At 64.0% G+C, this 25488-nt stretch carries 20 protein-coding genes, 1 tRNA gene and 3 pseudogenes; 8 read left to right on the top strand and 16 right to left on the bottom strand.

The window, feature by feature from the left end; all coding sequences use genetic code 11:
• Nucleotides 1–46: 46 nt before the first annotated feature.
• From AC56QQ_RS00380 to AC56QQ_RS00355, 6 genes and pseudogenes are all read right to left on the bottom strand, one after another.
• Nucleotides 47–149 (bottom strand): annotated as a pseudogene (locus tag AC56QQ_RS00380) (DoxX family protein); the annotation flags it as partial.
• A gap of 280 nt (nt 150–429) precedes the next feature.
• The gene (locus AC56QQ_RS00375) at nt 430–1431 is read right to left on the bottom strand and encodes an Ldh family oxidoreductase (RefSeq protein WP_497129248.1); all 1002 of its coding nucleotides are present in this window, start codon (nt 1429–1431) and stop codon (nt 430–432) included.
• Between the two features lie 115 nt (nt 1432–1546).
• A complete protein-coding gene (locus AC56QQ_RS00370; protein ID WP_497125109.1) occupies nt 1547–2356 on the bottom strand; it encodes an ABC transporter permease in 810 nt (269 codons plus the stop codon).
• Nucleotides 2356–3101, bottom strand: a pseudogene (locus tag AC56QQ_RS00365) (ABC transporter permease). Before AC56QQ_RS00365 ends, AC56QQ_RS00370 begins: the two are co-directional and overlap by 1 nt.
• A gap of 128 nt (nt 3102–3229) precedes the next feature.
• Nucleotides 3230–4027 carry a transporter substrate-binding domain-containing protein gene (locus tag AC56QQ_RS00360; protein WP_497125108.1) on the bottom strand — a complete coding sequence of 266 codons (798 nt, stop codon included), beginning with the start codon at nt 4025–4027 and terminating at the stop codon, nt 3230–3232.
• A 56-nt stretch (nt 4028–4083) separates the two neighbouring features.
• Nucleotides 4084–4896, bottom strand: coding sequence for an ABC transporter ATP-binding protein (locus AC56QQ_RS00355; RefSeq protein ID WP_497129246.1), 813 nt, complete (start codon nt 4894–4896; stop codon nt 4084–4086).
• 219 nt (nt 4897–5115) lie between these two features.
• On the opposite strand from AC56QQ_RS00355, the gene AC56QQ_RS00350 reads away from it, so the two are divergent.
• The 3 genes from AC56QQ_RS00350 (at nt 5116) to AC56QQ_RS00340 (ending at nt 8442) form a co-directional block, all read left to right on the top strand.
• Complete coding sequence (locus AC56QQ_RS00350; protein WP_497129244.1) at nt 5116–5964, top strand: dimethylarginine dimethylaminohydrolase family protein; 849 nt, start codon at nt 5116–5118, stop codon at nt 5962–5964.
• Nucleotides 5961–7550, top strand: a complete 1590-nt coding sequence (locus tag AC56QQ_RS00345; protein ID WP_497125107.1) for a 5-guanidino-2-oxopentanoate decarboxylase — start codon at nt 5961–5963, stop codon at nt 7548–7550. The genes AC56QQ_RS00350 and AC56QQ_RS00345 overlap by 4 nt, the downstream gene beginning before the upstream one ends.
• A 184-nt stretch (nt 7551–7734) precedes the next feature.
• Nucleotides 7735–8442, top strand: coding sequence for an SDR family NAD(P)-dependent oxidoreductase (locus tag AC56QQ_RS00340; protein ID WP_497125106.1), 708 nt, complete (start codon nt 7735–7737; stop codon nt 8440–8442).
• On the opposite strand, the gene AC56QQ_RS00335 is transcribed toward AC56QQ_RS00340, so the two are convergent.
• The 4 genes from AC56QQ_RS00335 to aroA form a co-directional block, all read right to left on the bottom strand.
• Nucleotides 8427–10295: a hypothetical protein gene (locus tag AC56QQ_RS00335; RefSeq protein WP_497125105.1), complete on the bottom strand. Its 1869-nt coding sequence runs from the start codon at nt 10293–10295 to the stop codon at nt 8427–8429. The two genes, AC56QQ_RS00340 and AC56QQ_RS00335, sit on opposite strands and share 16 nt — an antisense overlap.
• 128 nt (nt 10296–10423) lie before the next feature.
• Entirely contained in the window at nt 10424–12121 is a 1698-nt protein-coding gene (rpsA, locus tag AC56QQ_RS00330; RefSeq protein WP_091580884.1) for a 30S ribosomal protein S1, read from the bottom strand.
• A 207-nt stretch (nt 12122–12328) separates the two neighbouring features.
• A complete protein-coding gene (cmk, locus tag AC56QQ_RS00325; protein WP_497125103.1) occupies nt 12329–12979 on the bottom strand; it encodes a (d)CMP kinase in 651 nt (216 codons plus the stop codon).
• Nucleotides 12980–13112: 133 nt separating this feature from the next.
• On the bottom strand, nt 13113–14471 hold the full coding sequence (aroA, locus tag AC56QQ_RS00320) for a 3-phosphoshikimate 1-carboxyvinyltransferase (RefSeq protein ID WP_497125101.1): 1359 nt from the start codon (nt 14469–14471) through the stop codon (nt 13113–13115).
• 206 nt (nt 14472–14677) lie between these two features.
• Here aroA and AC56QQ_RS00315 point away from each other — a divergent pair, with 206 nt between their 5' ends.
• Nucleotides 14678–15067: a TIGR02300 family protein gene (locus tag AC56QQ_RS00315; RefSeq protein ID WP_091581070.1), complete on the top strand. Its 390-nt coding sequence runs from the start codon at nt 14678–14680 to the stop codon at nt 15065–15067.
• Between the two features lie 172 nt (nt 15068–15239).
• Nucleotides 15240–15315: transfer RNA gene (locus AC56QQ_RS00310), tRNA-Ala, on the top strand.
• A gap of 103 nt (nt 15316–15418) precedes the next feature.
• Here the strand turns inward: AC56QQ_RS00310 and AC56QQ_RS00305 are convergent.
• Nucleotides 15419–16180 (bottom strand): SDR family NAD(P)-dependent oxidoreductase, encoded by a 762-nt coding sequence (locus AC56QQ_RS00305; RefSeq protein ID WP_497125099.1) that lies wholly within the window; start codon nt 16178–16180, stop codon nt 15419–15421.
• Between the two features lie 103 nt (nt 16181–16283).
• Between AC56QQ_RS00305 and AC56QQ_RS00300 the strand changes: the two genes are divergently transcribed.
• Nucleotides 16284–17567 (top strand): class-III pyridoxal-phosphate-dependent aminotransferase, encoded by a 1284-nt coding sequence (locus tag AC56QQ_RS00300; protein WP_497125097.1) that lies wholly within the window; start codon nt 16284–16286, stop codon nt 17565–17567.
• 110 nt (nt 17568–17677) lie between these two features.
• On the top strand, nt 17678–18688 hold the full coding sequence (locus AC56QQ_RS00295; RefSeq protein ID WP_497125095.1) for a phosphotransferase enzyme family protein: 1011 nt from the start codon (nt 17678–17680) through the stop codon (nt 18686–18688).
• Between the two features lie 104 nt (nt 18689–18792).
• Here AC56QQ_RS00295 and fabG read toward each other — a convergent pair whose 3' ends face one another.
• The 5 genes and pseudogenes from fabG to AC56QQ_RS00270 all read right to left on the bottom strand — a co-directional run bounded on the left by fabG (nt 18793) and on the right by AC56QQ_RS00270 (nt 24659).
• Nucleotides 18793–19557 (bottom strand): 3-oxoacyl-ACP reductase FabG, encoded by a 765-nt coding sequence (fabG, locus tag AC56QQ_RS00290; protein WP_497129242.1) that lies wholly within the window; start codon nt 19555–19557, stop codon nt 18793–18795.
• A gap of 300 nt (nt 19558–19857) precedes the next feature.
• Nucleotides 19858–21033 (bottom strand): annotated as a pseudogene (locus tag AC56QQ_RS00285) (APC family permease); the annotation flags it as partial.
• Between the two features lie 231 nt (nt 21034–21264).
• A complete protein-coding gene (locus AC56QQ_RS00280; RefSeq protein WP_489859066.1) occupies nt 21265–21963 on the bottom strand; it encodes a cysteine hydrolase family protein in 699 nt (232 codons plus the stop codon).
• A 9-nt stretch (nt 21964–21972) separates the two neighbouring features.
• A complete protein-coding gene (locus tag AC56QQ_RS00275; protein ID WP_497125093.1) occupies nt 21973–22392 on the bottom strand; it encodes a diol dehydratase small subunit in 420 nt (139 codons plus the stop codon).
• Nucleotides 22389–24659: a propanediol/glycerol family dehydratase large subunit gene (locus tag AC56QQ_RS00270; protein ID WP_497125092.1), complete on the bottom strand. Its 2271-nt coding sequence runs from the start codon at nt 24657–24659 to the stop codon at nt 22389–22391. The genes AC56QQ_RS00275 and AC56QQ_RS00270 overlap by 4 nt, the downstream gene beginning before the upstream one ends.
• A gap of 234 nt (nt 24660–24893) precedes the next feature.
• Here AC56QQ_RS00270 and AC56QQ_RS00265 point away from each other — a divergent pair, with 234 nt between their 5' ends.
• The gene (locus AC56QQ_RS00265) at nt 24894–25487 is read left to right on the top strand and encodes an ATP-grasp domain-containing protein (protein WP_497125091.1); all 594 of its coding nucleotides are present in this window, start codon (nt 24894–24896) and stop codon (nt 25485–25487) included.
• Nucleotide 25488 lies beyond the last annotated feature (1 nt).

Here is a 25488-nt window from a genome sequence, read left to right as displayed (position 1 = left end):
AGGCAAAGGGCGACGCGTCGTCGCTGCCGCCCTTGTTTCGACCGTGTCAGAATGCCTTGCCGGTGCGGGCGTCGACCGAGTGGCGGGTTGCCGCCGCGAATGACGAGGAAGAGCAGGATCGCGGCCCACGGAAGCGATTTCTCGGCGCCGAAAGGATGCATGTTTTATTGACGCACCCACAGGCAAATTCAAACGCAGAAAACCCCGCCGAAGCGGGGTTTTCCGGGTGACTCACACGACGAAACCAGGGTCCAACGAGGCTGCCTGACCTGAGACGGTATCAAGTGGGCGCGAAGCAAGCACGCCCGCCCCAGCCCTGGACACATTCGACCGGATGGCACCGACCGGGCAAACCCAACCCGGACAGCTATTGGTCGTCGCAACGCACCAGAAGGTTCAGCGAGGCGCGGAAAAATCCGTTGACTTCATTCAGGAAGAATAGCGGGCGGCGAACTCGGAGATGCGCTGCACCACCGCCTTGGACGCGGTGATGCCGCGCGCCTGCGCTCTCTCGGCGGCCTCGGCGCGGGCGCGGCCGGGCACATGTACGCCATAGCGCCGGCGCAGCCGGTCGAGTTGGTCCTTCATCCGCTGCTCGAAGTCCGGATCGAGCAGCTTGGGCTCCACCGCAAGCACGAACAGTCCGGTGCCGGGGCTCTCCGCTCCGCCGGTGAACCATGGCGCGTCGAGCGACCAGTTGGCGCCTGACAGGCCGGCCGCCAGCACTTCGACCATCAGGGCGATGTTGGCGCCGCGCTGGCCGCCGAAGGCGAGCATGGCGCCTTTCATGGCGGCGGCCGGATCGGTGGTCGGGTTGCCGCTGGCGTCGAGCGCCCAGCCTTCGGGGATCTTCTTGCCGTCTTCCGCCGCCTTGCGGATGTTGACGAAAGCGGTGGCGCTCGACGATTGGTCGATGACCAGAGGCGCGCCGTCGGCGGCAGGGGCGGCAAACGACATCGGGTTGGTGCAGTAGACCGGCTTGACCGAGCCCGAGCCGGCGAGAACCGCCGGGCCGTTGGTGGCGGCGAACGACACCAGCCCCTGTGCTGCCAGCCTTCCGGTGAAATAGCCGAGCGCGCCGCATGTATAGGCGTTCTTCTGCGAGAAGATGGCGACGCCGAACAACCGCGCGGCCTTGGCGAGGTCGTCGATGGTGCGGTCGAAACCGGTATGCGCCAGACCGCCGCGCGCGTCGGAGAGATAGATCGCCAGTGCCGGCCGGGTGATCACCGGATCGGCATTGCCGTCGATGCGTCCGGCTTCCAGCGCCTCGAGGTAATCGATGAAATGCGACAGTCCGACGGTCGAAAGCCCTTCCGCCTCGGCTGATATGATCGAGGCGGTGAGCGATTGCGCCGCTTCTTCGTTGGCACCGGCGCCAAGCGCCGCCATCCGGCACAGTCCTTTGGCCTGGTCGAGACTGAGTTGCATCACGATGAATTCCTGACTGAGTAGCGAATAGGGAATGGCGAATAGGGGAATGGCAAGCTGTCGGCTATCGCGCGTTCCCGGTCCCCGATTACTACTCGCTATTGGCTATTCGCTTCTACCCAATTTTGTTGGGAATCCGCGCCTCGATCCTGCCGAAGGCGAAGACCAGAATGCCGGTGATCGTCATGTAGATCAGCGCCAGCAGCAGCAAGGGTTCGTAGGTGAGGTAGGTGTCCTGCCGCACCTTCGACGAAACGGCGAAGATGTCGATGACGCTGATCGTCGCCACCAGCGGCGTCGATTTCAACTGCAGCACGGTCTCGCCGGTCAGCGTCGGCAGCGCCCGGTAGAACGCCTGCGGCAGCCAGATGCGACGGAAGATCTTCCAGCGGCTCATGCCGAAGGCGCGCGCGGCTTCCAATTGCCCCTTGGGAACGCCGGCAAACGCACCGCGCATCACCTCGCCTTCATAGCCGGCGAAGGACAAGGTCAGCGCCAGCACGCCGTAAGGCCATGCCTGCCGCAGATACGGCCACATCCAGGATTCGCGGACCCACGGGTACTGCGGAAACAGCGAACCCAGGCCGTAATAGAGCAGCCACAGCTGGATCAGCAGAGGTGTCCCCCGGATGACCGTGCAGAAGGCCTTGGCGGGTGCCGAGAACCAGAACGGACCGGCGGCCTGCGCCAGCCCGAGCGGCACGGCGAACAGGAAGCCCAATATGCAGGTGACGGCCAGGATCCACAGTGCCCGCCAGATGCCGGCCAGCCCCATTTCCCAGTATTGCGGCAGCCAGTCCCAGCGCATGAAAAAGGCAGCCGCCAGAACCAGCCCCAGCGCGATCAGGATCAGCACGATGCGATGCGGCTGCAGCCACAGCGAGGCCCGCGCGACAACGTTGATGATGGCCGCTTCGTTCGCCATCAGCGTGCTTCCTTCACCGAAGGCATGCCGCGCCGGGACCACGCCTCGACGCGGCCGATAAGGAAATTGGAAATCAGCGAGAGCAGCAGGTAGAGCACGGCCGCGGCAAAAAAGAAGGTGAAATAGGCCTTGGTCACGCCGGCGGCCTGCCGCGTTGCCAGCGCCAGTTCGTAGAAACCGACGACCGCCAGCAGGGCGGTATCCTTGGTGGCGATGAGCCACAGATTGGCAAGGCCCGGTATGGCGAAGGGCAGCATTGCCGGCAAGGTGATGCGCCGCAGCAGAAGGCCGGGAGACATTCCATAGGCGCGGGCGGCTTCGATCTGGCCTTGCGGAATGGCCAGGATCGCGCCGCGGATCACCTCGGTCGAATAGGCGCCCTGGACAAAGCCGAGCACGGCGATACCGGCGGCTAGGCCGCTGATGTCGATGCGCTGATAGCCCATTGCCGTCAGCGCCTGGTTGATCAGGTCGGTGCCGGCGTAATAGAGCAGCAGGATCAGCACCAGTTCGGGCACCGCGCGCACGATGGTCGTGTAGACACCCAGCAGGTCGCGCACCACCGGACCGCCATAGAGCTTGCCATAGGCCCCGCCGGTGCCGATCAGCAGGCCGAGGCATGTGGCGCCGACCGCGATTTCGATCGAATGGAGCAGTCCGACCAAAGAGTTCCGCCCCAGCCCGGTGGGTAGGGCGAGAGAAGTTCGATGATGCCGGCCGCCGAGGCCGAAAGAAATGCGTCGATCAGCTTCGCCCCCGGATTGCTGGCGTCAGCCGCTGGCCATTTTCGTCAGCGAAAGCGTGCGTGGAGAGGTTCAGGCGAAACCGCACGGCGCTCAACGCGCCGCGCGGTCACAAGCCCGGGCTTGCCGATCAGTTCGACTGCGCGCCGCCGCCGCCGTAGATGTCGAAATCGAAGTACTTCTTCGAGATCTCGTCATATTTGCCGTTGGCGCGAATGGCCTTGATGCCGGCGTTGATCTTTTCCTTCAGGTCGGTGTCTTCCTTGCGCACGCCCGCGCCGACGCCCGGTCCAAGTACTTCATCGTCAGGAGCCACCATGCCCTTCAGGTCGCAGCAGGCCTTGCCCTGGTCCGACTTGAGGAACTCGCCAAGCGCGATGGAATCAGCCTGCACCGCGTCGAGACGGCCGGCGGCGAGATCCTGGTTGGCCTCGTCCTGGGTCTGGTATTCCTTGATTTCCTGCGCCCCGGTGAAGTGCTTCTTGGCGTACACGGCATGCACCGTCGACACCTGGACCCCGATGACCTTGCCCTTGAGGTCGTCCGGAGCGGAGCCGAACTTCTGGTCCTTTGGTCCGATGATCGCCGTCGGGGTGTTGTAGTACTTGTCGGAGAAGTCGATCGTCTTCTTGCGCTCCTCGGTGATCGACATCGAACTGGCGATGACGTCGATCTTCTTGGTCGTCAGCGCCGGAATGATGCCGTCCCAGGCGACGGGGGTGATAACGCAGTCGAGCTTTTCTTCGGCGCAGACGGCGTCGATGAAATCTATCTCCCAGCCGACCCATTTGCCGGACGCGTCCGGCGAAGTGAAGGGCGGATAGGGTTCGGCGGCGACGCCGATCTTGATCGGATCGGCCTTGGCCACGCCCATGGCCGCGACGCCCAGCAGCAGCGCTGCGGCGAATGTCTTCAGAATAGTCTTCATTTTAACGACTCCCAGTTTGTTGTTGGTTCCCGGTTTTCTTCCGTCGCGGCCTGTTCCTAGCCGATGTTGCGGATGAACTGCTTGAGCCTCTCGGATCTGGGCGCGCCGAAGATCTGCTCCGGCGGTCCTTCTTCCTCGACCAGCCCGTTGTAGAGATAGACGACGTGTGTCGCGACCTCGCGGGCGAACTTCATCTCGTGTGTGACCAGCACCATGGTCCGGCCTTCGCGCGCCAGGTCGCCGATGACCCTCAGCACCTCGCCGACCAGTTCGGGGTCGAGCGCCGAGGTCGGCTCGTCGAACAGCATGACGCGCGGATTGATGGCCAAGGCGCGAGCGATCGCGGCGCGCTGCTGCTGGCCGCCCGACAGATAGGCCGGATAGACGTCGCGCTTTTCGGCCAGGCCGACGCGGGCAAGCAGCTTTTCGGCCTCGGCGATGGCCACCTCGCGCTTGACGCCAAGCACATGCACCGGAACCTCGATGACGTTTTCGATCAGCGTCATGTGGCTCCACAGGTTGAAGTTCTGGAACACCATGCCGAGCTTGGAGCGGATGCGCTCGATCTGCCTGCGGTCGGCCGGAACCGTATGGCCGTGGCTGTCGGCCTTCAGCTTGATCTCCTCGCCATTGACGCGGATGATGCCGCTGGTCGGGTTTTCCAGGCAGTTGATGCAGCGCAGCAGCGTCGATTTGCCCGAGCCGCTGCCGCCGATGATGGCGATGACCTCGCCGTCGCGCGCCGACAGTGAGACGCCCTTCAGCACATGCAGCTCACCAAACTTCTTGTGCAGGTTCTCGACATGGATGGCTTCGGCGGCGCCGTCCTGCGCCGTGTATTTCAGTACGGGTGCGGCGCCTTGAGCCATCATCCCTTCGACGCTCCGCGGAGCGGTCGAGCTCGTCGCTGCTGGATTCTTTTACCCATTACCCGTCACTGACAGAGTTCCCATTCTCAAGATGGACCGTTCCGCTTGCCTCCGTCAACCATGGTTTTTGGACTATTGATCACGGCTTGCTGTAGTGGTTAGTGGCGGCAACGGACGCTTCGGGAGAATTGAGTGGGCAAAACATACGGGTCGCAGTCGATGGCCGGGCCGCTGAAGCGCGTGCTTATGCGCTCCGCCAAGAGCGCCATGCGCCACGCCAGGGCGCAGGAATGGCACTACGGCCCCGGCTTCGATGCGCAAAAAGCCGCTGCCCAGCATGAGCAACTGACCAGCCTGGTCGCCGCCTCCGGCGCCGAAATCGAATGGCTGACGGACGCCGATGACGGGCTGGCCGATTCCGTCTTCACCCATGATCCGTCGCTGATGACCGATCATGGCGCGATCATTCTCTCGATGGGCAAGGCGCTGCGCCAGCCCGAGCCCGGTCTGCATGAGACAGCCTACAGGCGCATGGGCATTCCCCTTCTCGGCCGCATCGATGGTCCGGGCCAGGTGGAAGGTGGCGACTGCGTCTGGGTGGATGCAAACACGCTGGCCGTCGGCCGTGGCGTGCGCACCAACCAGGACGGTATCCAGCAGCTGTCAAACATGCTCTCGCCCAAGGGCATTTCGGTTTTTGGCTTCGACCTGCCGCTCTGGCACGGCGAGGAAGCCTGCCTGCACCTGATGTCGGTGATAAGTCCGCTTGCCGACGACCTGGCGCTGGTCTACGCCCCTTTGCTGCCGGCCGCCTTCTACCAGTTGCTGCGCGCGCGCGGCATCAAGCTGGTCGAGGGCGATGCCGATGAATTCTCCGCGTCCAACGGGCTCAGCCTCAACGTGCTGCCGACGGCGCCGCGCCAGGTGATCGCTGTCGCCGGCTTTCCAAGGACTGCGGCTGCCATGCAGGCGGCCGGCTGCGCGGTTTCCACCTTCGAGGCGGATGCGCTCTGCATAGCGTGCGAGGGCGGCCCGACCTGCCTGACACGGCCGGTGCTGCGCCAATGACGGCCATTGGGACGACTGTCGGCGAGGCGCTCATTTCGCTGCTCGAAGCCCATGGCGTCGATACGGTCTTCGGCATTCCCGGCGTGCACACGGTCGAGCTTTATCGGGGACTTGCCCGCTCGAAGATTCGCCATGTCACGCCGCGCCACGAACAGGGTGCCGGCTTCATGGCCGACGGCTATGCACGCGCCAGCGGCAGGCCGGGCGTCGCCTTCGTCATCACCGGACCTGGGCTGACCAACACCATCACCGCCATGGGTCAGGCGCGCGCCGACTCGGTGCCGATGCTGGTGATCTCCGGCGTCAACGCCACGCCGACGCTCGGCAAGGGGCTGGGCTATCTGCATGAACTGCCCGACCAGCGCGGCATGATGGAAAAGGTGGCGCTGTTTTCTGAGCGCGTTACTGAAGCCGGCGAACTGCCCGGCGCGCTTGCCCGTGCCTTCGCGCTGTTTTCATCGTCGCGGCCAGGCCCGGTGCATATCGAGATCCCGACCGACGTCATGGTCAAGCCGGCGGACGGCATCGCTGCCGTCCTGAGCAATGCCGCGCCGCCCGTGCCGGAGCGCGCTGCAATTGCCAGCGCGGCCAAACTCATCACCGCCGCGCGCCGTCCGCTGATCCTCGCCGGCGGCGGCGCCAAGCGCGCCGAAGCGCCAATGCGGCACCTTGCCGAGCGGCTCGGAGCGCCGGTCGTGCAGACCGCCAATGCGCGCGGCCTCTTGCACGGCCATCCGCTTTGCGTGCCGGCCAGTCCCAGCCTGAAGGCGGTGCGCGCGCTGATGGCCGAAGCCGACCTCGTCATCGCCGCCGGCACCGAATTCGGCCCGACCGACTATGACGGCTACAGCGATGGCGGTTTTATCCTGCCCGCCAACCTGATCCGCATCGATATTGGCGCCGACCAGCTTGCCCGCCGCCCGGTGACGGTTGCAATCCAGGCCGATTGCGCCGAGGCGCTCGAAGCGCTGCTCCTGGAAACCAGCCATGTCCGTGCAAACGAAGCCGGCCCGGCGCGCGCCGCCGCTGCGCGGGAAGCGGCCTTTGCCGAGATCAATCCGACGTTGCAGGCACAGGTGCGCGCCGTCGAGACGATCCGCGACGCGCTGCCGGGCGCGATCATCGTCGGCGATTCCACGCAACCGATCTATGCCGCCAACCTTTACTATGATCATGACCGGCCGGGTGGCTGGTTCAATGCCGCCACCGGCTTCGGCGCACTTGGCTATGGCCCGCCGGCGGCGATCGGTGCCGTCCTTGCCGTGCCTGATGCGCCGGTGGTCTGCCTGACCGGCGACGGTGGTTTCCAGTTCACCTTGCCGGAACTGGGCGCGGCACTCGATGCCCGGGCGCCGGTCATCTTCGTCGTCTGGAACAATCGCGGCTACCGCGAGATCGAAACCTCGATGCTCGACGTCGGTGTCGAGCCCGTCGGTGTGTCGCCGGCGCCGCCGGATTTCTGCAAGCTGGCGGAAGCCTATGGCATCAGCGCCGAACGCATTGCCGACATCGACGCCCTGGCGGGCGCGCTAAAACGCGCGCGGGCAACCGGACTGCCGCGCGTCATCGAAATCACAGTCGATTGAGCATTGGCGGCGCAACTTACCTCATGCCTCGGCCTTGCATGGACCCTGCCGGCCGGCGGGTGGATGCATGCAAAGACGCGACGACTGCCATGACGAGATTTCAGTTGAGTGATTGCTCGAAAGGCGCGATTTTCTGCGCCGGCGCGGCGTAAACATAAGAAGAAAATGACAGGAGCGGTCCAGGATGACGGAAACACTTGAAGGCAGGCATATCGTCGTGACCGGCGGCACCGGCGCGCTCGGCGGTGCGGTTGTCGGCAAATTGCTGGGTGAGGGCGCGATCTGCCATGTACCCAATGCCCATGCCGCCGCGCCCGCGCATTTTCCCTTTACCGCGCATGATCGTGTCAGGCTGGTGCACAATGTCGATCTCTCGGACTCCGCCAAGGTCGAGGCGTTCTACAGCCAGGTTCCAGGCCTGTGGGGCTCGATCCACCTGGCCGGCGGCTTTGCCGCGGCGCCGGTGGAAAAGATCGAGTCGGCATCCTTCGCCGAGATGATGGACACCAATGCGCGCACCGCGTTCCTGTGCTGCCGCGCGGCGGTGCGCTCGATGCTGGTGTCGGGCACCGCGGGCCGTATCGTCAACGTCACGGCGCGCGCCGGGCTCGACCCACGGCGCGGTGGCGGCATGGTTGCCTACGCCGCCAGCAAGGCGGCGGTGGCTGCAATGACCGTGGCAATGGCCGAGGAACTCAAGGGCAAGGGCATCCTGGTCAATGCCGTGGCGCCGTCGACGCTCGACACGCCGGCGAACCGCGCCGACATGCCGGACGCCGATGTCACCAAATGGGTCAGCCTCGAGGCGGCGGCCGAAGCCATCGCCTATCTCGCCTCGCCGGCCAATCAGGCGATGAGCGGCACGCTGGTACCGCTTTACGGCAGGGCCTGAGCAGAGAGCGTCGAAGCGGGGCAGCCGGCGGCCGATCCATCGGGATTGCGGTAACTGTAGATTCGCAGTGACGATGAAGCATCCGTAGGGCATTCCCTCAGCCATGCCGGCGGGTGGCCCTCCATCAGCGCCGCCGCGAATGGGTAGGCGGTTTCGAGATCTGGGGATGGCGGGCCTCGCCACGCGCAAATCGCAACATGCGTCGCCTTGGAGGCATCGAGGATCGCGCGCGGGTCGGCGGTCGAAGGGTCGAGGAAACGATAGCTCCGTTCGATGCCCTTAGCCGAAGGGTGGTTGGGGATCGTCACGACCTTGGGACCTTCGGCAAGAGCGACGAAATGTGATCCGATCAATGGTGGCGCAAGAACGACGGCGCCTGCCGGCCAACCCCGTTGCGGGTCGAAATGACTGAAATAGCAACTGTCGGCGAACTCTGCGGCGGGAACCGCTGCCTGGGATGGTCTCACCGACAGGTGGTATAGAACCATTGCTCCAGACAAGACGAGACCGGGGATGATCAACGCGTATCTGCGCGATGCCACCGGCGCGGGAGATTCCAGGTAGCGGGCCAGTCTGCCGTCGCGTGGCAGGAAACTCGCCAGCACGAAGACCAGGCCGATGCCGGAAAAAACCGGCAGATAGCGGAAGTAGCGGAGATAGTCGATCGCCAGCACCAGCGCGAGCAGCGAGAACAGCGCCAGTATGACGTTGGGCCGGCTTCGGCCATGCGGATCGAGGCAGATGACAGCCGGGGCAAGTGCGCCGACAAAGAGCAGCGCCATGCTCGGAAAGCTTGCCGACAGAACGAAATCAGGGCGCCGAAACAGGCTCAATTCCTGGAGAATTCTGTTGAGCATGTTGTCGCGAACATAGGCGTCGAGCGAGCCATAAGGGCCGGCCAGGCATTGCGGGAACAACATCACCAGCGCCGCCAGGCTGGCGGCCGCGAACACCAGCAGAATTGCCGCGCGCGTTGCCCATCCGCCGCGCCGGTCGACAAGCAAAGGCACGATGGCAAATGAAAGCCCGGCCGCGGCGAGTGCTGTCACATGGGGCGCCGAATAGGTGTCGCATCTGACCGCGGCATAGGCTGAAGGCGGCACGATCGCGGCGAACAGACCGATCGCGCCCATGGCCAAGGCCAGCCCGAAACCGACGATCCTGTCTTCACCGCCTTCGCGGCCAAAGATCCAGTCAACGGCGTAGACTCCCATCACAAGAGCATAGAACGGCGCGAACTCGGCGCTGACGGCAATTGCCAGGGCCGCCAGCAGCCCGTTGACGAAGGCTGAAAAGCGGTTCGGCGACATCATCAACACCAGGGCCGCAAGCAGCAGCAATATCTGCAGATTGTGATAGTCGATCCGTCCCGGGGCGTATTCGAAAAAGGTGCGCACGGCAAAGATCAAGGCCAGCGGCAATGCAACGGCCGGATAGGCAAAGCCGGTGGCGATCACCAGTCGATTGTAGAAATACAGCGCCGGCGCGAGCAGCAACAGCGGAACCGCGAAGCTCGCCAGCATCAGCGCCGGCTCGACGCCGGCAAACGGCGCGAGCAGGCGCGCGAAGGCGGCATAGGGCAGGTCCACGATCCATGGCCAATGCGAGATATAGGGCTCTGGCTGGACAATGCCGGGCAGCGTCCGGTCGAAGATGTTGCCCGTTTCAAGCAAGGTGCGGACTTCATGCAGTTTCAGGAGGTCGTCCGCGTCGCCATTGAGCCGGAAGTCCAGGGACCACAGAACGATCATCAAGATCGCCATTGCGCAATAGCAGAAAAAGGCCGGCGAGCTGGTGTAAAGACGCATCAACCACGACGATCCCTTGGTGGAGCGATCGTCACCATTGCGCATGAAAAGCCTCCCTCGCGGACCACAGGCAAATACGCGAGGAAGTTTATCTTACCGTAAAGAAAAACCCCGCCGGAGCGATCCGGCGGGGTTTTTGTTGATGGCCGCGCGTGCGCGGCGGCAGCCGATGCTTAGCTGCCCTGCTTCTTCAGCGCGGCGCCCAGGATATCGCCCAGCGAAGCGCCGGAGTCGGTCGAGCCGTACTGGGCGACCGCTTCCTTCTCTTCGGCGATTTCCAGCGCCTTGATCGAGACCTGCAGCTTGCGGGTCTTCTTGTCGAAGGCGATGACGCGGGCATCGACCTTCTGGCCGACGGTGAAGCGCTCGGGGCGCTGCTCGTCGCGGTCGCGGCTCAGATCGGAGCGCTTGATGAAGGTCTCGATGCCGCTGTCGACCAGCCGCACTTCCAGACCACCATCCTTGACGCCGATGACTTCGCAGGTGACGACCGCGTTCTTGCGCAGTTCGCCCGAAGTTGCTGCTTCGCCGACCGTATCCTTGGCCAACTGCTTGATGCCGAGCGAGATGCGCTCCTTCTCGATGTCGACGTCGAGCACCTGCGCCTTGACCATGTCGCCGCGATTGTACTCTTCGATGACCTGCTCGCCCGGACGGGTCCAGTCGAGGTCGGAGAGGTGCACCATGCCGTCCACGTCGCCTTCGAGGCCAATGAACAGGCCGAACTCGGTCTTGTTCTTGACCTCGCCCTCGACCTGGCTGCCGACCGGATGGGTACGCGCGAAGGCTTCCCATGGGTTTTCCAGCGTCTGCTTGAGGCCGAGCGAGATGCGGCGCTTGGCCGGATCGACCTCGAGCACCACCACGTCGACTTCCTGCGTCGTCGACAGGATCTTGCCGGGATGCACGTTCTTCTTCGTCCACGACATTTCCGAAACGTGGATAAGGCCTTCAATGCCCGGCTCCAGCTCGACGAACGCGCCGTAGTCGGTGATGTTGGTGACGGTGCCCTTGATCTTCTTGCCGATCGGGAACTTGGTGCCGATCTCGGACCACGGATCGCTCTCGAGCTGCTTCATGCCGAGCGAGATGCGGTGGGTTTCCTGGTTGATGCGGATGATCTGCACCTTGACCGTCTGACCGATGTTGAGGATTTCGGTCGGATGGTTGACGCGGCGCCATGCCATGTCGGTGACGTGCAGCAGACCGTCGATGCCGCCGAGGTCGACGAACGCACCGTAGTCGGTGATGTTCTTGACGACGCCTTCGACAACCTGGCCTTCTTCGAGGTTCTGCACGATTTCCGAACGCTGTTCGGCGCGGCTCTCCTCGAGCACGGTGCGGCGCGACACCACGATGTTGCCGCGGCGGCGATCCATCTTGAGGATCTCGAAGGGCTGCGGGTTGTGCATCAGCGGGGAGACGTCGCGGATCGGGCGGATATCGACCTGGCTGCGCGGCAGGAAGGCCACGGCGCCGTCGAGGTCGACGGTGAAGCCGCCCTTGACCTGGTTGAAGATGACGCCTTCGACGCGCTCACCCTTGGTGAACTTCTCTTCGAGACGGACCCAGCTCTCTTCGCGGCGGGCCTTCTCACGCGAAAGCATCGCTTCGCCAAGCGCGTTCTCGATGCGCTCGACATAGACCTCGACCGTGTCGCCGACCTTCAGCGTCGTGTCCTTGCCCTTGACGCCGAATTCCTTCAGCGGCACGCGGCCTTCGACCTTGAGGCCGACATCGATGATCGCCATGTCTTTTTCAATGGCGGTGATGATGCCCTTGACGACCTGGCCTTCGCCGGAATGGCCGGCGGTAAATGATTCTTCGAGCAGGCTCGCGAAATCATCGCGAGTGGGATTTGCAGCTGACATTGTTTCTCCTGGAATGTCCCGCATCTCAAGCGGGACGGGCGCCGTGGGTTAGCGTTGCGTGGGCCTGCCGGCGTTCCGGGCTACAAAAGCCCTGGGCCGCTCTTTAAGCGGCAATTCCGGCGCATGAAGAATGCTGGCAGGCTGGTTCGTGCCCGATATGGGTATTTTCTTCGCCTCCGGCAATCGGAAACAGCAGGAAAACCCAACTCAGGCCTTGTCTCTCTTGGCCAGCGCGTCGTCGATAACAGCTCTGGCTGCGAGAAACGCGGCTTCTATAGCCATTTCGCTGGTATCAAGCAAGTGCGCGTCGGCCGCGGGCTTCAACGGCGAGTCGGCACGGCCCATGTCGCGCTCGTCGCGGCGCACGATATCGGCGAGGATTTCGTCAAAATTGGCGGTCCCGCCGATGCTTTCGATCTCAGCCAGCCGCCGCCTTGCCCGCACCTCGGCGCTCGCCGTCACATAGAGTTTTATGTCGGCGTCGGGGCAGACGACAGTGCCGATGTCGCGGCCGTCGAGCACCGCGCCCGGCGGTGTCTTGGCGAACTCGCGCTGCTTTTCGACGAGGATGCGCCGCACCGTCGGGAAAACGGCGACCTTCGAGGCGGCCTCGCCGATGGCATGCGCCGACAGGACTGCCCGGTCGAGCCTTGCCAGATCGACCTGGCGAGCCGCGGTTTCCGCCGCCGAGACATTGTCAAGCGGCAGCGCATGCTGGATCAGCGCATGGGCCACCGCGCGATAGGTGAGGCCGGTGTCGAGCAGGTTCAGCCGGTAATGGTCGGCGAGCCGCCGGGCAAGGGTGCCCTTTCCGGCGCCGGCGGGACCGTCGATGGCGATGGTGAAGACGTGTGTCATTGGCGGGGAACCGGCCTTCGCCCCGTCGTCATCCCAAGGCGTAGCAGGAGCGAAGCCCCGTCGCGGAGACCCCAGGATGACGAAGGGAGGTACGCTGGCGCCCAATCTCCACGGTCTGTGATAGCCACGACTGTCACCCGATCTCCGCCCCGAGCCCCTTCATCAGCCCCATGAACTCGGGAAAGCTGGTCGCGATCATCGCCTGGTCGTCGATGGTCACCGGCTTCTCCGTGGCCAGTCCCATCACCAGAAAGCTCATGGCGATGCGGTGGTCGAGATGGGTCTGCACAGTCGTGTCCTGGCCGTTTGGATGGCCGCCCAGCCCCTTGCCGCCCGGCCTGCCGCGCACCGCGAGCGTTGCTTCGCCCTCGGTGCAGTCGACGCCGTTGAGCTTCAGCCCGTTGGCGACGGCCGACAGCCGGTCGGATTCCTTGACCCGCAACTCTTCCAGTCCCTGCATCAGCGTTTCGCCCTCGGCGAAGCTGGCGGCGACGGCGAGCACCGGATACTCGTCGATCATCGACGGCGCCCGCTCGGGCGGCACGGCGACGCCTTTCAGTTCGGAGTAGCGCACGCGCAGGTCGGCGACATCCTCGCCGCCGGCATTGCGCGGGTTGAGGATGTCGATCTTGCCGCCCATTTCCTGCAGCGTCAAAAGCAGTCCGGTGCGGGTCGGGTTCATCAGCACGTTCTCGATGACAATGTCCGAGCCCGGCACGATCAGCGCCGCCACCAGCGGGAAGCCGGCCGAGGACGGGTCGCCCGGCACTGCGATGGTCTGGCCGGTGAGCTTGCCCTGGCCTTCGATGAAGATGTGGCGCACGCCGCGCTCGTCGGTCTCGACCGACAAATTGGCGCCAAAGCCCTTCAGCATCTTTTCGGTGTGGTCGCGCGTCATCACCGGTTCGATGACGGTGGTGATGCCCGGCGTGTTGAGGCCGGCCAGCAGCACCGCCGATTTCACCTGCGCCGAGGCCATCGGCACCCGGTAGGTGATCGGCGCGGCATGCTTGGGCCCATGCAGCGTGATCGGCATGCGGTCGCCGGGCGTCGCCTTCAGCACCTGCACGCCCATTTGGCGCAAGGGTTCCAGCACGCGGCCCATCGGTCGGCCCGACAGCGAGGCGTCGCCGATGAAGGTCGTTTCCATGTCATAGGTGCCGACCAGGCCCATGGTGAGCCGCGAGCCGGTGCCGGCATTGCCGAAATCGAGCGGGCCTTCCGGCTGCAGCAGCGCGCCGTTGCCGGTGCCGCGGATCACCCATTCGGCACCGCGCTTCTCGATATGCGCGCCCATCGCCTTCATGGCCGCACCCGTGCGCATCACGTCCTCGCCCTCCAGCAGGCCGGTGATGCGGGTCTCGCCGGAGGCGAGGCCACCGAACATGAAGGAGCGGTGCGAGATTGACTTGTCGCCCGGCACACGCGCCGTGCCGGAAAGGGCTGATGATCTGCGGGCGGTGGCCGGCTTTGGGGCGGCAGCGTGAGACATGGAATTTCCCTGGACGGAACGCCGGCGGCCCGGCGCTTTTCATTTGTTGCGGCGGTCTCGTATCACGGCGGGGCGAAATGGTCATCCCCATGGTCGCCACTTGCCGCGAGGCCTTTCAATGCATGGTTTTGTGACGCCGGCTTTTCGCTTTGACAGCGCTGCAAACTGTGGTTAAGGGGACCACTCTTTTATTGACGAGGCTTGCCGTGGCAAAAACCGAACTTGGCACAAAACGCATCGACCCGGAAACGGGCCGAAAATTCTACGACCTGAACAAGGACCCGATCGTCTCGCCCTACACCGGCAAGACCTATCCGCGTTCCTATTTCGAGGAAGGCAAGATCGCCGCCCTCGAGGAGGAAGAGGAAGTGGCCGAGAAGGAAGTGGACGCCGAGGACGAAGAGGGCGTTGAGGTCGTCTCGCTCGAAGAGGCCGACGAGGACGTCAAGGCCGATGATCTGCCCGATCTCGGCGATGACGAGGATGATGTCGACCTCGGCGACGATGAGGATGACACCTTCCTGGCCGACGAAGAGGAAGAAGACGACGACGTCGCCGACATGATCGGCGTTGGCGATGACGACGACGAGGTCTGATCGGCCTGGGACGCAAGCGTTTGCAGGCTTTCTCGGCCTGTGAACAAAAAGCCGGCATTCAAGGCTTGATATTGATGAAGGGCGGGGTTAGAAGCCGCCTGCACTAACGGCGCGGTCTCCAACCCGCGCCGGATCTCTTCGCCGGAAACGGCGCCGGTTGACTGCCGGAAGTGGGGCCATAGCTCAGTTGGGAGAGCGCTTGAATGGCATTCAAGAGGTCGTCGGTTCGATTCCGATTGGCTCCACCAAACAGTCCCTGGCAAACTTGGCCGTCGGCCCCTTGCATCGACGAATGACCCGGCAAGCATGCCGATAGAGCGGTTCTGCGTTTCCGTGAGACCGTGATCCGCGCTAGACCACCGTTTCTCCGCCATCGACGACCAGAATCTGGCCCGTCATGTACGAGGACCGGTCGGATACGAGAAACAGCACGGACTCGGCGATTTCCTCGACGCTTGCCCAGCGGCCGAGCGGCACCTTTTCGCGGATGTAGGCTTCGATGGCGTCCCGGCCCCCCATCTGGGCGATGAAAGGACCATTGAAGGGCGTGTCGACCCAACCGGGGCACAGCGCGTTGACGCGAATGCCGAAGCGGCCATAGTCGCCCGCCATCTGCCTGGTCATCGCGATCACCGCGTGCTTGGTCGTCGTACAGGCGATCATCTCACGGTCGTAGAGCACGCCGGAGCTCGACGACGTGTTGAGAATGACCCCGCGGCCCGCCTTCTTCATGAACGGCATGACGATGCGGGCGCCGAGGAAGTGAGCCCGCACGTTGAGCGTCCAGGACGTGTCGAAGCCCTTGACGCTCACACCCAGCACGTCACCTTCGACCTGCACGCCGGCATGGTTGTGGAGGATGTCGATCCGGCCTTGCGTGTCGACGAAATCGCGGAAACCGGCTTCAAGCGCCTGATCGTCGGTCAGGTCGAACACGAGCGCTTTCGCCCGGCCACCGGCAGCAAGGATCTGTTCGACGGTCGCGTTCGCGCCGTCGGCGCTGAGGTCCGCCACCCCGACCACCGCGCCCTCGCGCGCGATGATCAGCGCCGCCGCCCTGCCGATGCCCGATCCCGCGCCGGTCACGATCGCGGCTCTGTCCTTCAGGATCATCCCTCTCCACCCTTTCTCCCCGCCTCGTAATCCTGCATCATCCAGCGCGCGAGCCTCGCCGGCTCCGTTGCGCGCCGATCAACCTCCGAGGAAAAAGACAGGCATGTACGACTTCGGTCCCTTCAAGTTCGAGTCGAAGCAGGATTTTTTCGACAAGGCAATCCGTTTCTGGAACCCCGACAAGACGAGGTTCTGGCAGAAGGCCGGGATCGATCTGGTGATCGGCAGGCGGGAGGGTTATTTCCTCTACGACATGTCGGGACGCCGCCTGATCGACCTGCACCTGAACGGCGGCACCTACAATCTCGGTCACCGCAATCCGGAGCTGGTCGAGACGCTGAAGAGCGCGCTCGATTATTTCGACATCGGCAATCACTGGTTCCCCTCCGTGGCGCGCACGGCGCTGGCCGAATCCCTCGTCAATGTCTCGCCGGGAATGAAATACGCGGTCTTCGCGCCGGGCGGCGCGGAGGCGGTGGACATCGCCATCAAGAGCGCCCGCTATGCCACCAAGCGGCGCAAGATCGTGTCGATCATCAAGGGGTATCACGGGCATTCGGGGCTCGCGGTGGCGACCGGCGACGATCGCTTCACCAAGATCTTTCTCTCCGACCAGCCGGAGACGTTCATCCAGGTTCCCTTCAACGATATCGACGCCATGGAGCAGGCGCTCAAGGGCGAAGATGTCGCGGCGCTGATCATGGAGACGATCCCCGCCACTTACGGTTTCCCGATGCCGAAGGACGGTTATCTCAACGCCTGCAAGGCGTTGTGCGAAAAGCATGGCGCGATGTATATCGCCGACGAGGTCCAGACCGGCCTGATGAGGACCGGCAGCATGTGGGGCTGGCAGGCTTATGGCGTCCAGCCGGACATCATGGTGACGGCAAAGGGCCTGTCCGGCGGGCTCTATCCGATCAGCGCGGCGCTGGTGAACGACAAGGCCGGCGGCTGGCTCAACGAGGACGGGGCGGCGCACATCTCGACCACGGGTGGGGCCGAGCTCGGCTGTGTCGTCGCCCACAAGGTCATCGAGATGCTGCAGCGGCCTGACCTGGTTGCCAATGTCGGCACCGTGACCGAGTTCATGGCACAGGCCATGCGCGAGATGCTGGCACGTCACGGCGACATCTTCACCGGGGTGCGCCAGAAAGGCGTGATCCTCGGCCTGGAATTCAGCAACCACCCGGAGGGTGCCGTCTTCGTGTCGCGCGCACTCTACGAGCAGGGCGTCTGGGCGATTTTCTCGTCGCTCGACAAGCGGGTGCTGCAATGGAAGCCCGGCGTGCTTCTGGATCACGAAACCTGCCGGGACATCATGGATCGTTTCGATGCGGCAATGCCGCGCGCCCGGGAACTGCTGCATCAGGCAGGCAAGGCGAGTTGACATGTCCCGAACCTGGTTGAAACTGCCCGGCGTCCAGCTCGAGCCGGCGGCTGGACTTGCCGGGATCGCGCTGGCAGGGGCAAGGGCACAATGATCGGGCAGGACGGACAGTGACGGATTTCGACGCGCTCACCCACGACCAGCAACTCGGCATCCTGCAGGAGACGGCGGAGGCGGCCACCGCCAACTACGATCTGCCGGCGGACGTTTCCGTCGAGATGATCAACCTGTCGGAAAACGCGACCTACAGGATCGCGGCTCCCGACGGCCGGCGCTGGGCACTCCGCATCCATCGCGACGGCTACCATACAAGGACGGCCATCCAATCCGAACTGGCCTGGCTGACCGACCTGCGCCAGACCGGGATCGTCTCCACACCCGTGCCGGTCGCGGGCAAGGACGGCGAGCAGATTCAACGTGTCGGCCATGCCGTGCTGGCGCAACCCCGCAATGTCGTGCTTTCGCAGTGGGAGACCGGTTCGGAGCCGGGCATAGGCGAAGCGCTTGGCGAACCCTTCGAGGTGCTTGGCGAGGTGACGGCCCGCATGCACATCCACGCCCGGCAGTGGCGGCGCCCGTCCTGGTTCACCCGCCACGTGTGGGATTTCGAGACAAGCCTTGGCGAGGAGAACCCTCATTGGGGACGCTGGCGTGACGGCATGGGCGTCGACGCCGCGAAGGCCAAACTCTTTGGCCGTACCGCGGAGCTGATCGGCCGCAGGCTGGCCGTCTTCGGCAAGGGCCATGACCGCTTCGGCCTCATTCATTGCGACCTGCGGCTGGCCAATCTGTTGATCGACGGCAAGACGGTGAAGGTCATCGACTTCGACGATTGCGGCTTCGGCTGGTATATGTACGACGCGGCGACGCCCATCTCCTTCTACGAGCACGAGCCGCAGGCCGCCGATCTTATCCAGTCGTGGACGACCGGCTATCGCCGCGTGCTTGACCTGCCCAAAGCGGACGAGGACGAGATCCCGACCTTCGTGATGCTGCGCCGCCTGCTCTTGGTTGCGTGGATCGGCTCGCACGCGGAGACGGACCTCGCCAAGTCGATGGGCCTTCCCTACACCGAGGGAACCGTCGGGCTGTGCGAGGCCTATCTGAGCAAGTTTTCCTGACAGCGATTGCAGGAGGTGTGAGACGGTTTTCCCGGGAAAAGCGCGTAGCGCTTTCCCATGGGAATTGCGTCAAGACAAGGAGACAGAGCGGTTGGGGAACCGCTCTACGCCAGTGCTTCCAGGCTTTCCGGCAGGATCTGGCCGCCATCGACGATGATCGTCTGCCCGGTCACGTAGCCCGCTTCCTTCGACGCAAAGTAGAGCGCTGCGTGGCCGATGTCCTCCACGGTTCCGAGTCGCTTGAGCGGGATCGAGGCGGCCATGGTCTTCTGGTAGTCCTCGCCCAGGCCGACAAGGCCCTCGGTGATGATGTTGCCCGGCATGACGGCGTTTACGGTGATACCGTATTTCGCCAGTTCGATGCAGGCCGTGCGCATGAAGCCGAGCTGCCCCGCCTTGGTGGCGCCGTAGTGCGACCAGCCGGGGAAACCGGTGATCGGGCCGGTGATCGACGACGTCAGTACGATGCGGCCCTGGTCGGACTTCTTGAGATAGGGAACCGCCGCCTTGACCGCGTGAAAGGTGCCCTTGAGGTTGGTGTCGACGACCTCGTCCCATTGTTCTGAGGTCATGTCCTCCAGCCGCGCCTGCGGGAAAATACCGGCATTGGCGCACAACACGTCGATGCCACCGTTTCTTGCGACTGCCGCCGCGAACGCGGCCTCGATGCCGGCGAGTGAAGTGACGTCGCCAGCCACGCCGAAGGCGCCGTGGCCGATCTCGGCGGCAGCCGCTTCAGCTTGGTCGAGATGGCGCGCGATGATGGCGACCTTGGCACCCGAGAGCGCGAACACCCGCGCTATGCCCTTGCCGATGCCTTTCGATCCGCCGGTAACGACGACGGACCGACCCTTCAAAGACTGGGTCATGACTTGAAGCTCCAAAATGAGACGGGGACAGAGTGATCCTCCGTCCCCGTTGCCGCAAGAAATCCAGGGCGATGGACGCCCTAGCCTTCGTTCACCATGTGACCGATGTTCCCATACGCCTTGGGGTTGGCGGACTTCAGCACGAAGCCCCAGATCAGGCCGACGATAAGGATCGCAAGCCCGACATAGGGGATGCTCCTCGGCGAAACCATTGGTGCCGCCGAGCGTCGCGAGATTGGCCACCAGCGTGTAGACGAGGACCAACTGGACAACCAGCGAGATCAACGGCGCGATGACCGTCGTCAGCATGTTGCCGCCGCCATTCTTCTTGAACCACATGAAGATCGCCAGCGAGACAACGGCCTGCAGCACCAGCAGCAGTCCGGTGCCAAGCACCGCAAACAGCGTATAGACGCCAAGCCAGGCCTGTCCCGACGGATCGTCGAAGCCGTAGGCCAGACCGTAGAGCAGGACCCAGACTGCCGCCAGCACCGACTGCAGCGCCGAGGCCTTGTGGGGGCTCTTGTGGTGGTCATGCGTCTCCGCGATCGCCTGTGGCAGGACGCCTTCGCGTGCCAGCGAGTACAGATACCGGGAAGCGGTGTTGTGGAAAGCCATGCCGCAGGCGAAGGAACTGGTCAGGATGAGAAGCGACATCAGCTGGTACCCCCAGCCGCCGACAAAAGTCTGGATGGGTGTCAGGAAGAAATTCACCCCGTCGGAGAATGCCTTGGCCACCATGTCGGCCTCGGTGGGATAGGCCGCAACCGCGCACCAGCTGACGAAGGTGTAGAACAGCCCGAGGCCAATCACCGAAATCAGCAGCGACTGCGGAATGATGCGCTTCGGATCGCGGGATTCCTCGGCATAGTTCGGCGCCATCTCGAAGCCGACCCACGACCAGAACGCCATGAAGATGCCGACGGCGGCCGCGCCCGCGGGTATGGCCACGGTTCCGACGGTCTGCTCGGCGACAGGCGTGAACACCTTGAACACATTCAGCGAATCGCCGGAAAAGTTCGTCCCGCCATGGGCGAAAAGGACGCCCAGCGAGAAGATCACCAGCATGATCACTTCGAGAATGAGGGCTATCCCGAGCAGCCGTGCCGACACCTTCACATCGCGGTAGGCGAGCGCTGCGATGACTACGATCATGCCGAGCGCAAGCACGATCCACGGCACGTTGATGCCGAAGTGCTGGGAGATCCAAAGATTGCCGAAAAATGCAAACAAGCCGGTCAGCGATGCCTCGAACAGCGAATAGCAGGCGAGCGAGCCTATGCCCGCCGACATGCCGATCTCACGGCCAAGCCCCTGGCTGATGAAGGAGTAGAAGCCGCCGACGGACGAGACGCGCGATGCCATCGCGGCATAGCCGACCGAGAAGATGGTCAGCACGATCGTCGCCATCAGGAAGGCGGCCGGCGTGTATTTGCCGATGCCGTAGCCTGCCGCGAACGGGACATTGCCCAGCATCGCCGACATTGGCGCCGCGCCGGTGACGGCCAGAAAGAGCACTCCCGCGAGCCCCACGGCCTTCGAGTGCAAAAGGTTGATGCTGTTACTCTTCGAGACGTCGATCGTCCCGCGTGCAGTTTCTATGGCCATGAAGCCCTCTCCATTGGTGACAGCTGTATTTTGGTCCCCGCACATGGCGGCCGATGTCTCCCGGCCTGCGAGTGCAGCCATGACACTACGGACGCTGCGTCACTTTGCCAAGGCCATGATTTTGCATAGCTCGCCGCTCGACATCACGTGGCAGTAGATCATGTTGATGATTTCGAGCTCCTTGCGATGGAGCTCCTCGGTCGCCGCCGCGCAGCAATCCTCGAGCACGATGACAGCATAGCTCTCATCCGCCAGGCTGCGCACCGTCGAGGATACGCACTGGTCCGTGAAGATACCGCAGCAGATGACATTCCTGATGCCGAGATTGTGAAGGATCAGGCGCAGATTTGTCCCTGTCAGCGCCGAATCGGTGGTCTTGGTCACCACGATTTCGTCGCCGACTGGCTGAAGTTCGGCAACGAGCTGCGACGGCGCGTCGTTCTTGGGTAGCAGCAAATTGTTCCAGCCCGGCATTTTCTGGGAGAGCGAGCGGTCGCGCCCGTCCTTGGTGTGGCAGGCGATGCGGGCGAAAAGGCATTCGATGCCATTTTGCCGTGCCAACGCCAGCAATCTTGCCGTGTTCGGTACGACCGTGCCGTGCATGCGCTCGTGGAACGGCGTCCACAGATCGTAGCGTTGCTGTTCCTGCGGCGAAAGCGACGCCCGATCCGGCCGCTCCAGGTAGGTGTTCTGGACGTCGATGACCAGGATGGCGGTTTGCGCCGGCACCAGCACCGGATCATCCGGCTCGGGCGCACCGAGATAGTAGAGCGAACGGAATCCGGTTTTCCAGCTCATGCGGTCCTTTCAGAAGCGGAACGTGAAAAGGCCGCGCGCCGCATAGGTCTCGGCGGCTTCTTCGATGAAACGGGCGATGCGTTCGGCCTGAAAGGTGTCGCGCATCGTGGCGGCGGCCTCGAGCAATTCTTCCTTGGACTTGGCGCGGCCGGGGCGCAGCAGTTCGTAGACCTGCATGATGAAATCCTGCGGCACCTCGACAAGCTCCGCCCCCCGCTCGAAATTGAGGGCGAGAGTCGGCCGGCCGACATCGCGCGCCACGTCGGCCTGGGCCTGCAGTGCTTGCGGCGTGATGCGAAGGTCTTCCATCGTCACCTCGCCGGCAAGCACCGCATCCAGCGTTATGTCCGGCAGCGCCTTGCCATGCTTGCCGGTCACGGCGCCGGGCTGGGTTTCGACGAGCGGATAGTCGGCGCGCGTATGGGTCATGATTTCGCTCCCGTCAGGGTGACGTCGACCTCTTCGGGAGCCGCACCGGCCTCGGTCAGTCCGGTTTCGATGGCGTAGATGAGAGCGACGCGGGCATGGTAGCGCGACCCCATGGCCTCGCCTCGCTGCGGCACGACGATGGGCTCCGGCATTTCGCCAAGCGCATAGGCCGCCGCATTGGCGCCGAGCGCGCGATAGTGCTCGAGCCTGGTGATCGGCGCATTGGAAAACAGTTCCAGATTGTTGTGCGGCTGGCGGTCACGCTGATGGATGACGGCCGTGCCCTTGGCCTGGATTCCGATGCCGATGCCGCTGCCGGCAAGCCGCGCGGCGGACAGGCCGAGGAAGGAGGTGTCGGCCGTATGGCGGAAGCGAACGACGCGCGCCTTGAGCCCGCGCGCGCGGATCGCATCCAGCATCGCACCCAGCACTTCGGACAGCCGATGCCCGGCCGTCGTCCGGTAGAGCTTCAACCCGAAGGCCGGGCTGATGCCGATGACCACGTCGTCGTTTGTCGACCCGTTGGTCGCCGGCCCAAGGTTGCGATAGCGGATGTGCCTTGCCTCGTCCTTCTCGTGCAGGGCCTCCGAGCGCAGCACCTCCTTCTGATCCAGCACGTCGCGGATGTCGTTGAGCTGCAGGCGCCGTTCCTCGGACACCCGATAGCCGGAGCCGGGCCCGAGATAGTCGTTGGGATCGTTCACCGCGCTGACGATCCGCCCGTTGCGGATCATCGCCGAGGTCTGCAGATAGTCGCCGGAAAGGCGCAGCTTCACCACGTTCAGGAGGTTCTCGGCCTCTTCCCGGAAACCGCGGTTGGCCAGCGCCTTGACCACGTCGATCACGGTGATGCCGCGCTCCTTGATGGCCTCGCTGATGAAGGACACGTCGCGCGGCATCAGGCTGCGCGTATCGTCGGAGCCGGAGGCGTAGACCACGCTGGTCTTCATGTCCTCGGTCGGCGTTGACAGGCCGAGCTCCTCGAACACGGCGGCGATCGCCTCCACCGCCCGCTCGCGCAGTTCGATCGCGCGCGATTCGGGCAGCGGCGTCAGCCCGCCATCAGCCTCGAAATCCCGCTGCAGCACCAGATAGTCTTCCAGCTCCTCGCCGTTGATCAGCGACGGGTTGAACGAATTGTCGTATTTCAGGATCGAGCCCATCCCGGAGCAGATCAGGTCCGAGCCGGCAATCAGGTAGGGAAGGATTTTGGCGCCGACGCGTATTTCCGATTCGGTGGAGCGCGCGTCATTGCCCGATGCGCATTCGAGATCGAGCCAGACGGCGATGAGGTTCTCGGCCATCAGTTCGCGGACGCCACCGGGTATAGTGGCGGTCAAGGGCGCCCCGTCGATGCCGCCATTCTGGGTGCCCTGCACCCCCATGCCGCGCTGCAGGCACAGGCATCGCGCCTCCAGGTAGAGCAGCGATTTCGCTTCATGGAAGCCCATCAGCAACTCGGAGCCGGCACCCGACGTGCAGCGCATCTTGACGCCGCGCGAGGCATAGGCGGCGGCGAGGAATGCCTTGGACCATGGCGTGTCGTCGCCATCGGTGAACGATTTCTCGGTGCCGTACACGGAAACGGTCTCTGCGTAGGACGTAAAGCCGGCCATGGCGATGCGCAGCTCTTCGGCCTCCTCGCTGGAGCACTGGAACAGCGTTCCCCAACGGCCGACCGCACCGCCCACCGCACACGCCACCGCGTTGGACCAGGCGTTGCGAGACACACGCATCGTCGTTTCGATCTCGTCGAAGCCAAAGGCGACGGCGGTCGCGGCGTCGGCGGCGAGCTGCAGCGGGTCGTCCTTGGCGTTGGTGACATGGGCCTGGTTGCCCGGCGTCTTGCGTGCCCGCATCTTCGAGTAGGCGAAGGCGATCTCCAGCGCGTTGAGCTGCGACACCACCTCGGCGAGTTTCGCCGGTGTCATGCCATGCGCGAGCCGCACCAGAGTCTCGCGCGGCACGTTCATGTCGACCAGCCAGCGCGCGACCGTTGCCGAGTCCAGCGCCATCGCCTCGGGCGCCACCTCCGGATCGATATGATGGCGGGCAATGAAACGGTCGATCATGTCGTAGTCGTGTTCGAGCACGCCATCGAGGGATACGACGCGCCCGTCCTTGATGCCGATGCCAGGTTTGGGATCGGCCGGGCTGGAGAAGGCGGAGAAGCCGTTGGCGGGGTCTTCCGCCGCGAACTTGTCCAGCCGCAACGGCCGCTCATCCCAGTCGGCGAAGCGCTTCCAGCGGTTCAGTTTCGGCGTCATGCGTGCGATCCTCGACCCGGCCGAAAGACTAGTGAAAGCCCACTCGTCACACAATGGCCTGGATCGACCGTCGCCGAGGGAGCAAGCCGGCCCCGCGCTGCGCTCGTCCGCGCCTCGCGACCTTGCCGGCCGCGCGAGGTTGGTGTTTAGCTGGGACAGGGCAGGGGTGCACAATCATGGTGAAGCGATCGGATCGGCTGCGGCGGAACTCTCGTCGGGGCGTGAACGCTTGAGATGAGGACGAATGCCGAGCTTTCGTCAAGGCACCGCCTCGTTCTGGCGGTGGCGCGGCTGCTGATCACGATCCGCCATCCGGTTCTCGTCATCCGGTTTTTCAAGCGGCTTGGCTATATGCCCAATCCCGCCGCGCCAGAACGCTACAACGAGCGCATGCTGTGGCGAAAAGTGATCGACCACAATCCGCTCTTCGTCACGCTGTCGGACAAGCTCGGGGCCAAGGATTACATCCGCCGCGTCTGCCCGGAACTGCCGGTACCTCAGACCTTGTGGCGCGGTCGTGACCCTGACGGCATCCCCTCCTCGCTGTTTTCCGGCGAAGTGATGGTCAAGGCCAACCATGGCTGCGAAATGAACATCCTCGTTTCCGGCGGCGAGCCGGATCGCGCCACCGTCCTGCGCAAGATGAAGCGCTGGCTGGGCAAGCGCCACGGGCGCCGCTTTGGCGAATGGGCCTACTGGTCGATCGTGCCGGAGGCGTTTGTCGAGGAGGCGCTGCCTTTGAGTGGCGGCAAGATCGCCACGGAGATCAAGGTTCAGGTCTGCAGCGGCGTTGTCTGCATGTCCGGGCCGAGGACAAGAAAGCGCTGAA

It is taken from the genome of Mesorhizobium sp. RCAM 05099, assembly GCF_059683685.1.
This window is presented reverse-complemented; position numbering and strand designations above follow the sequence as displayed.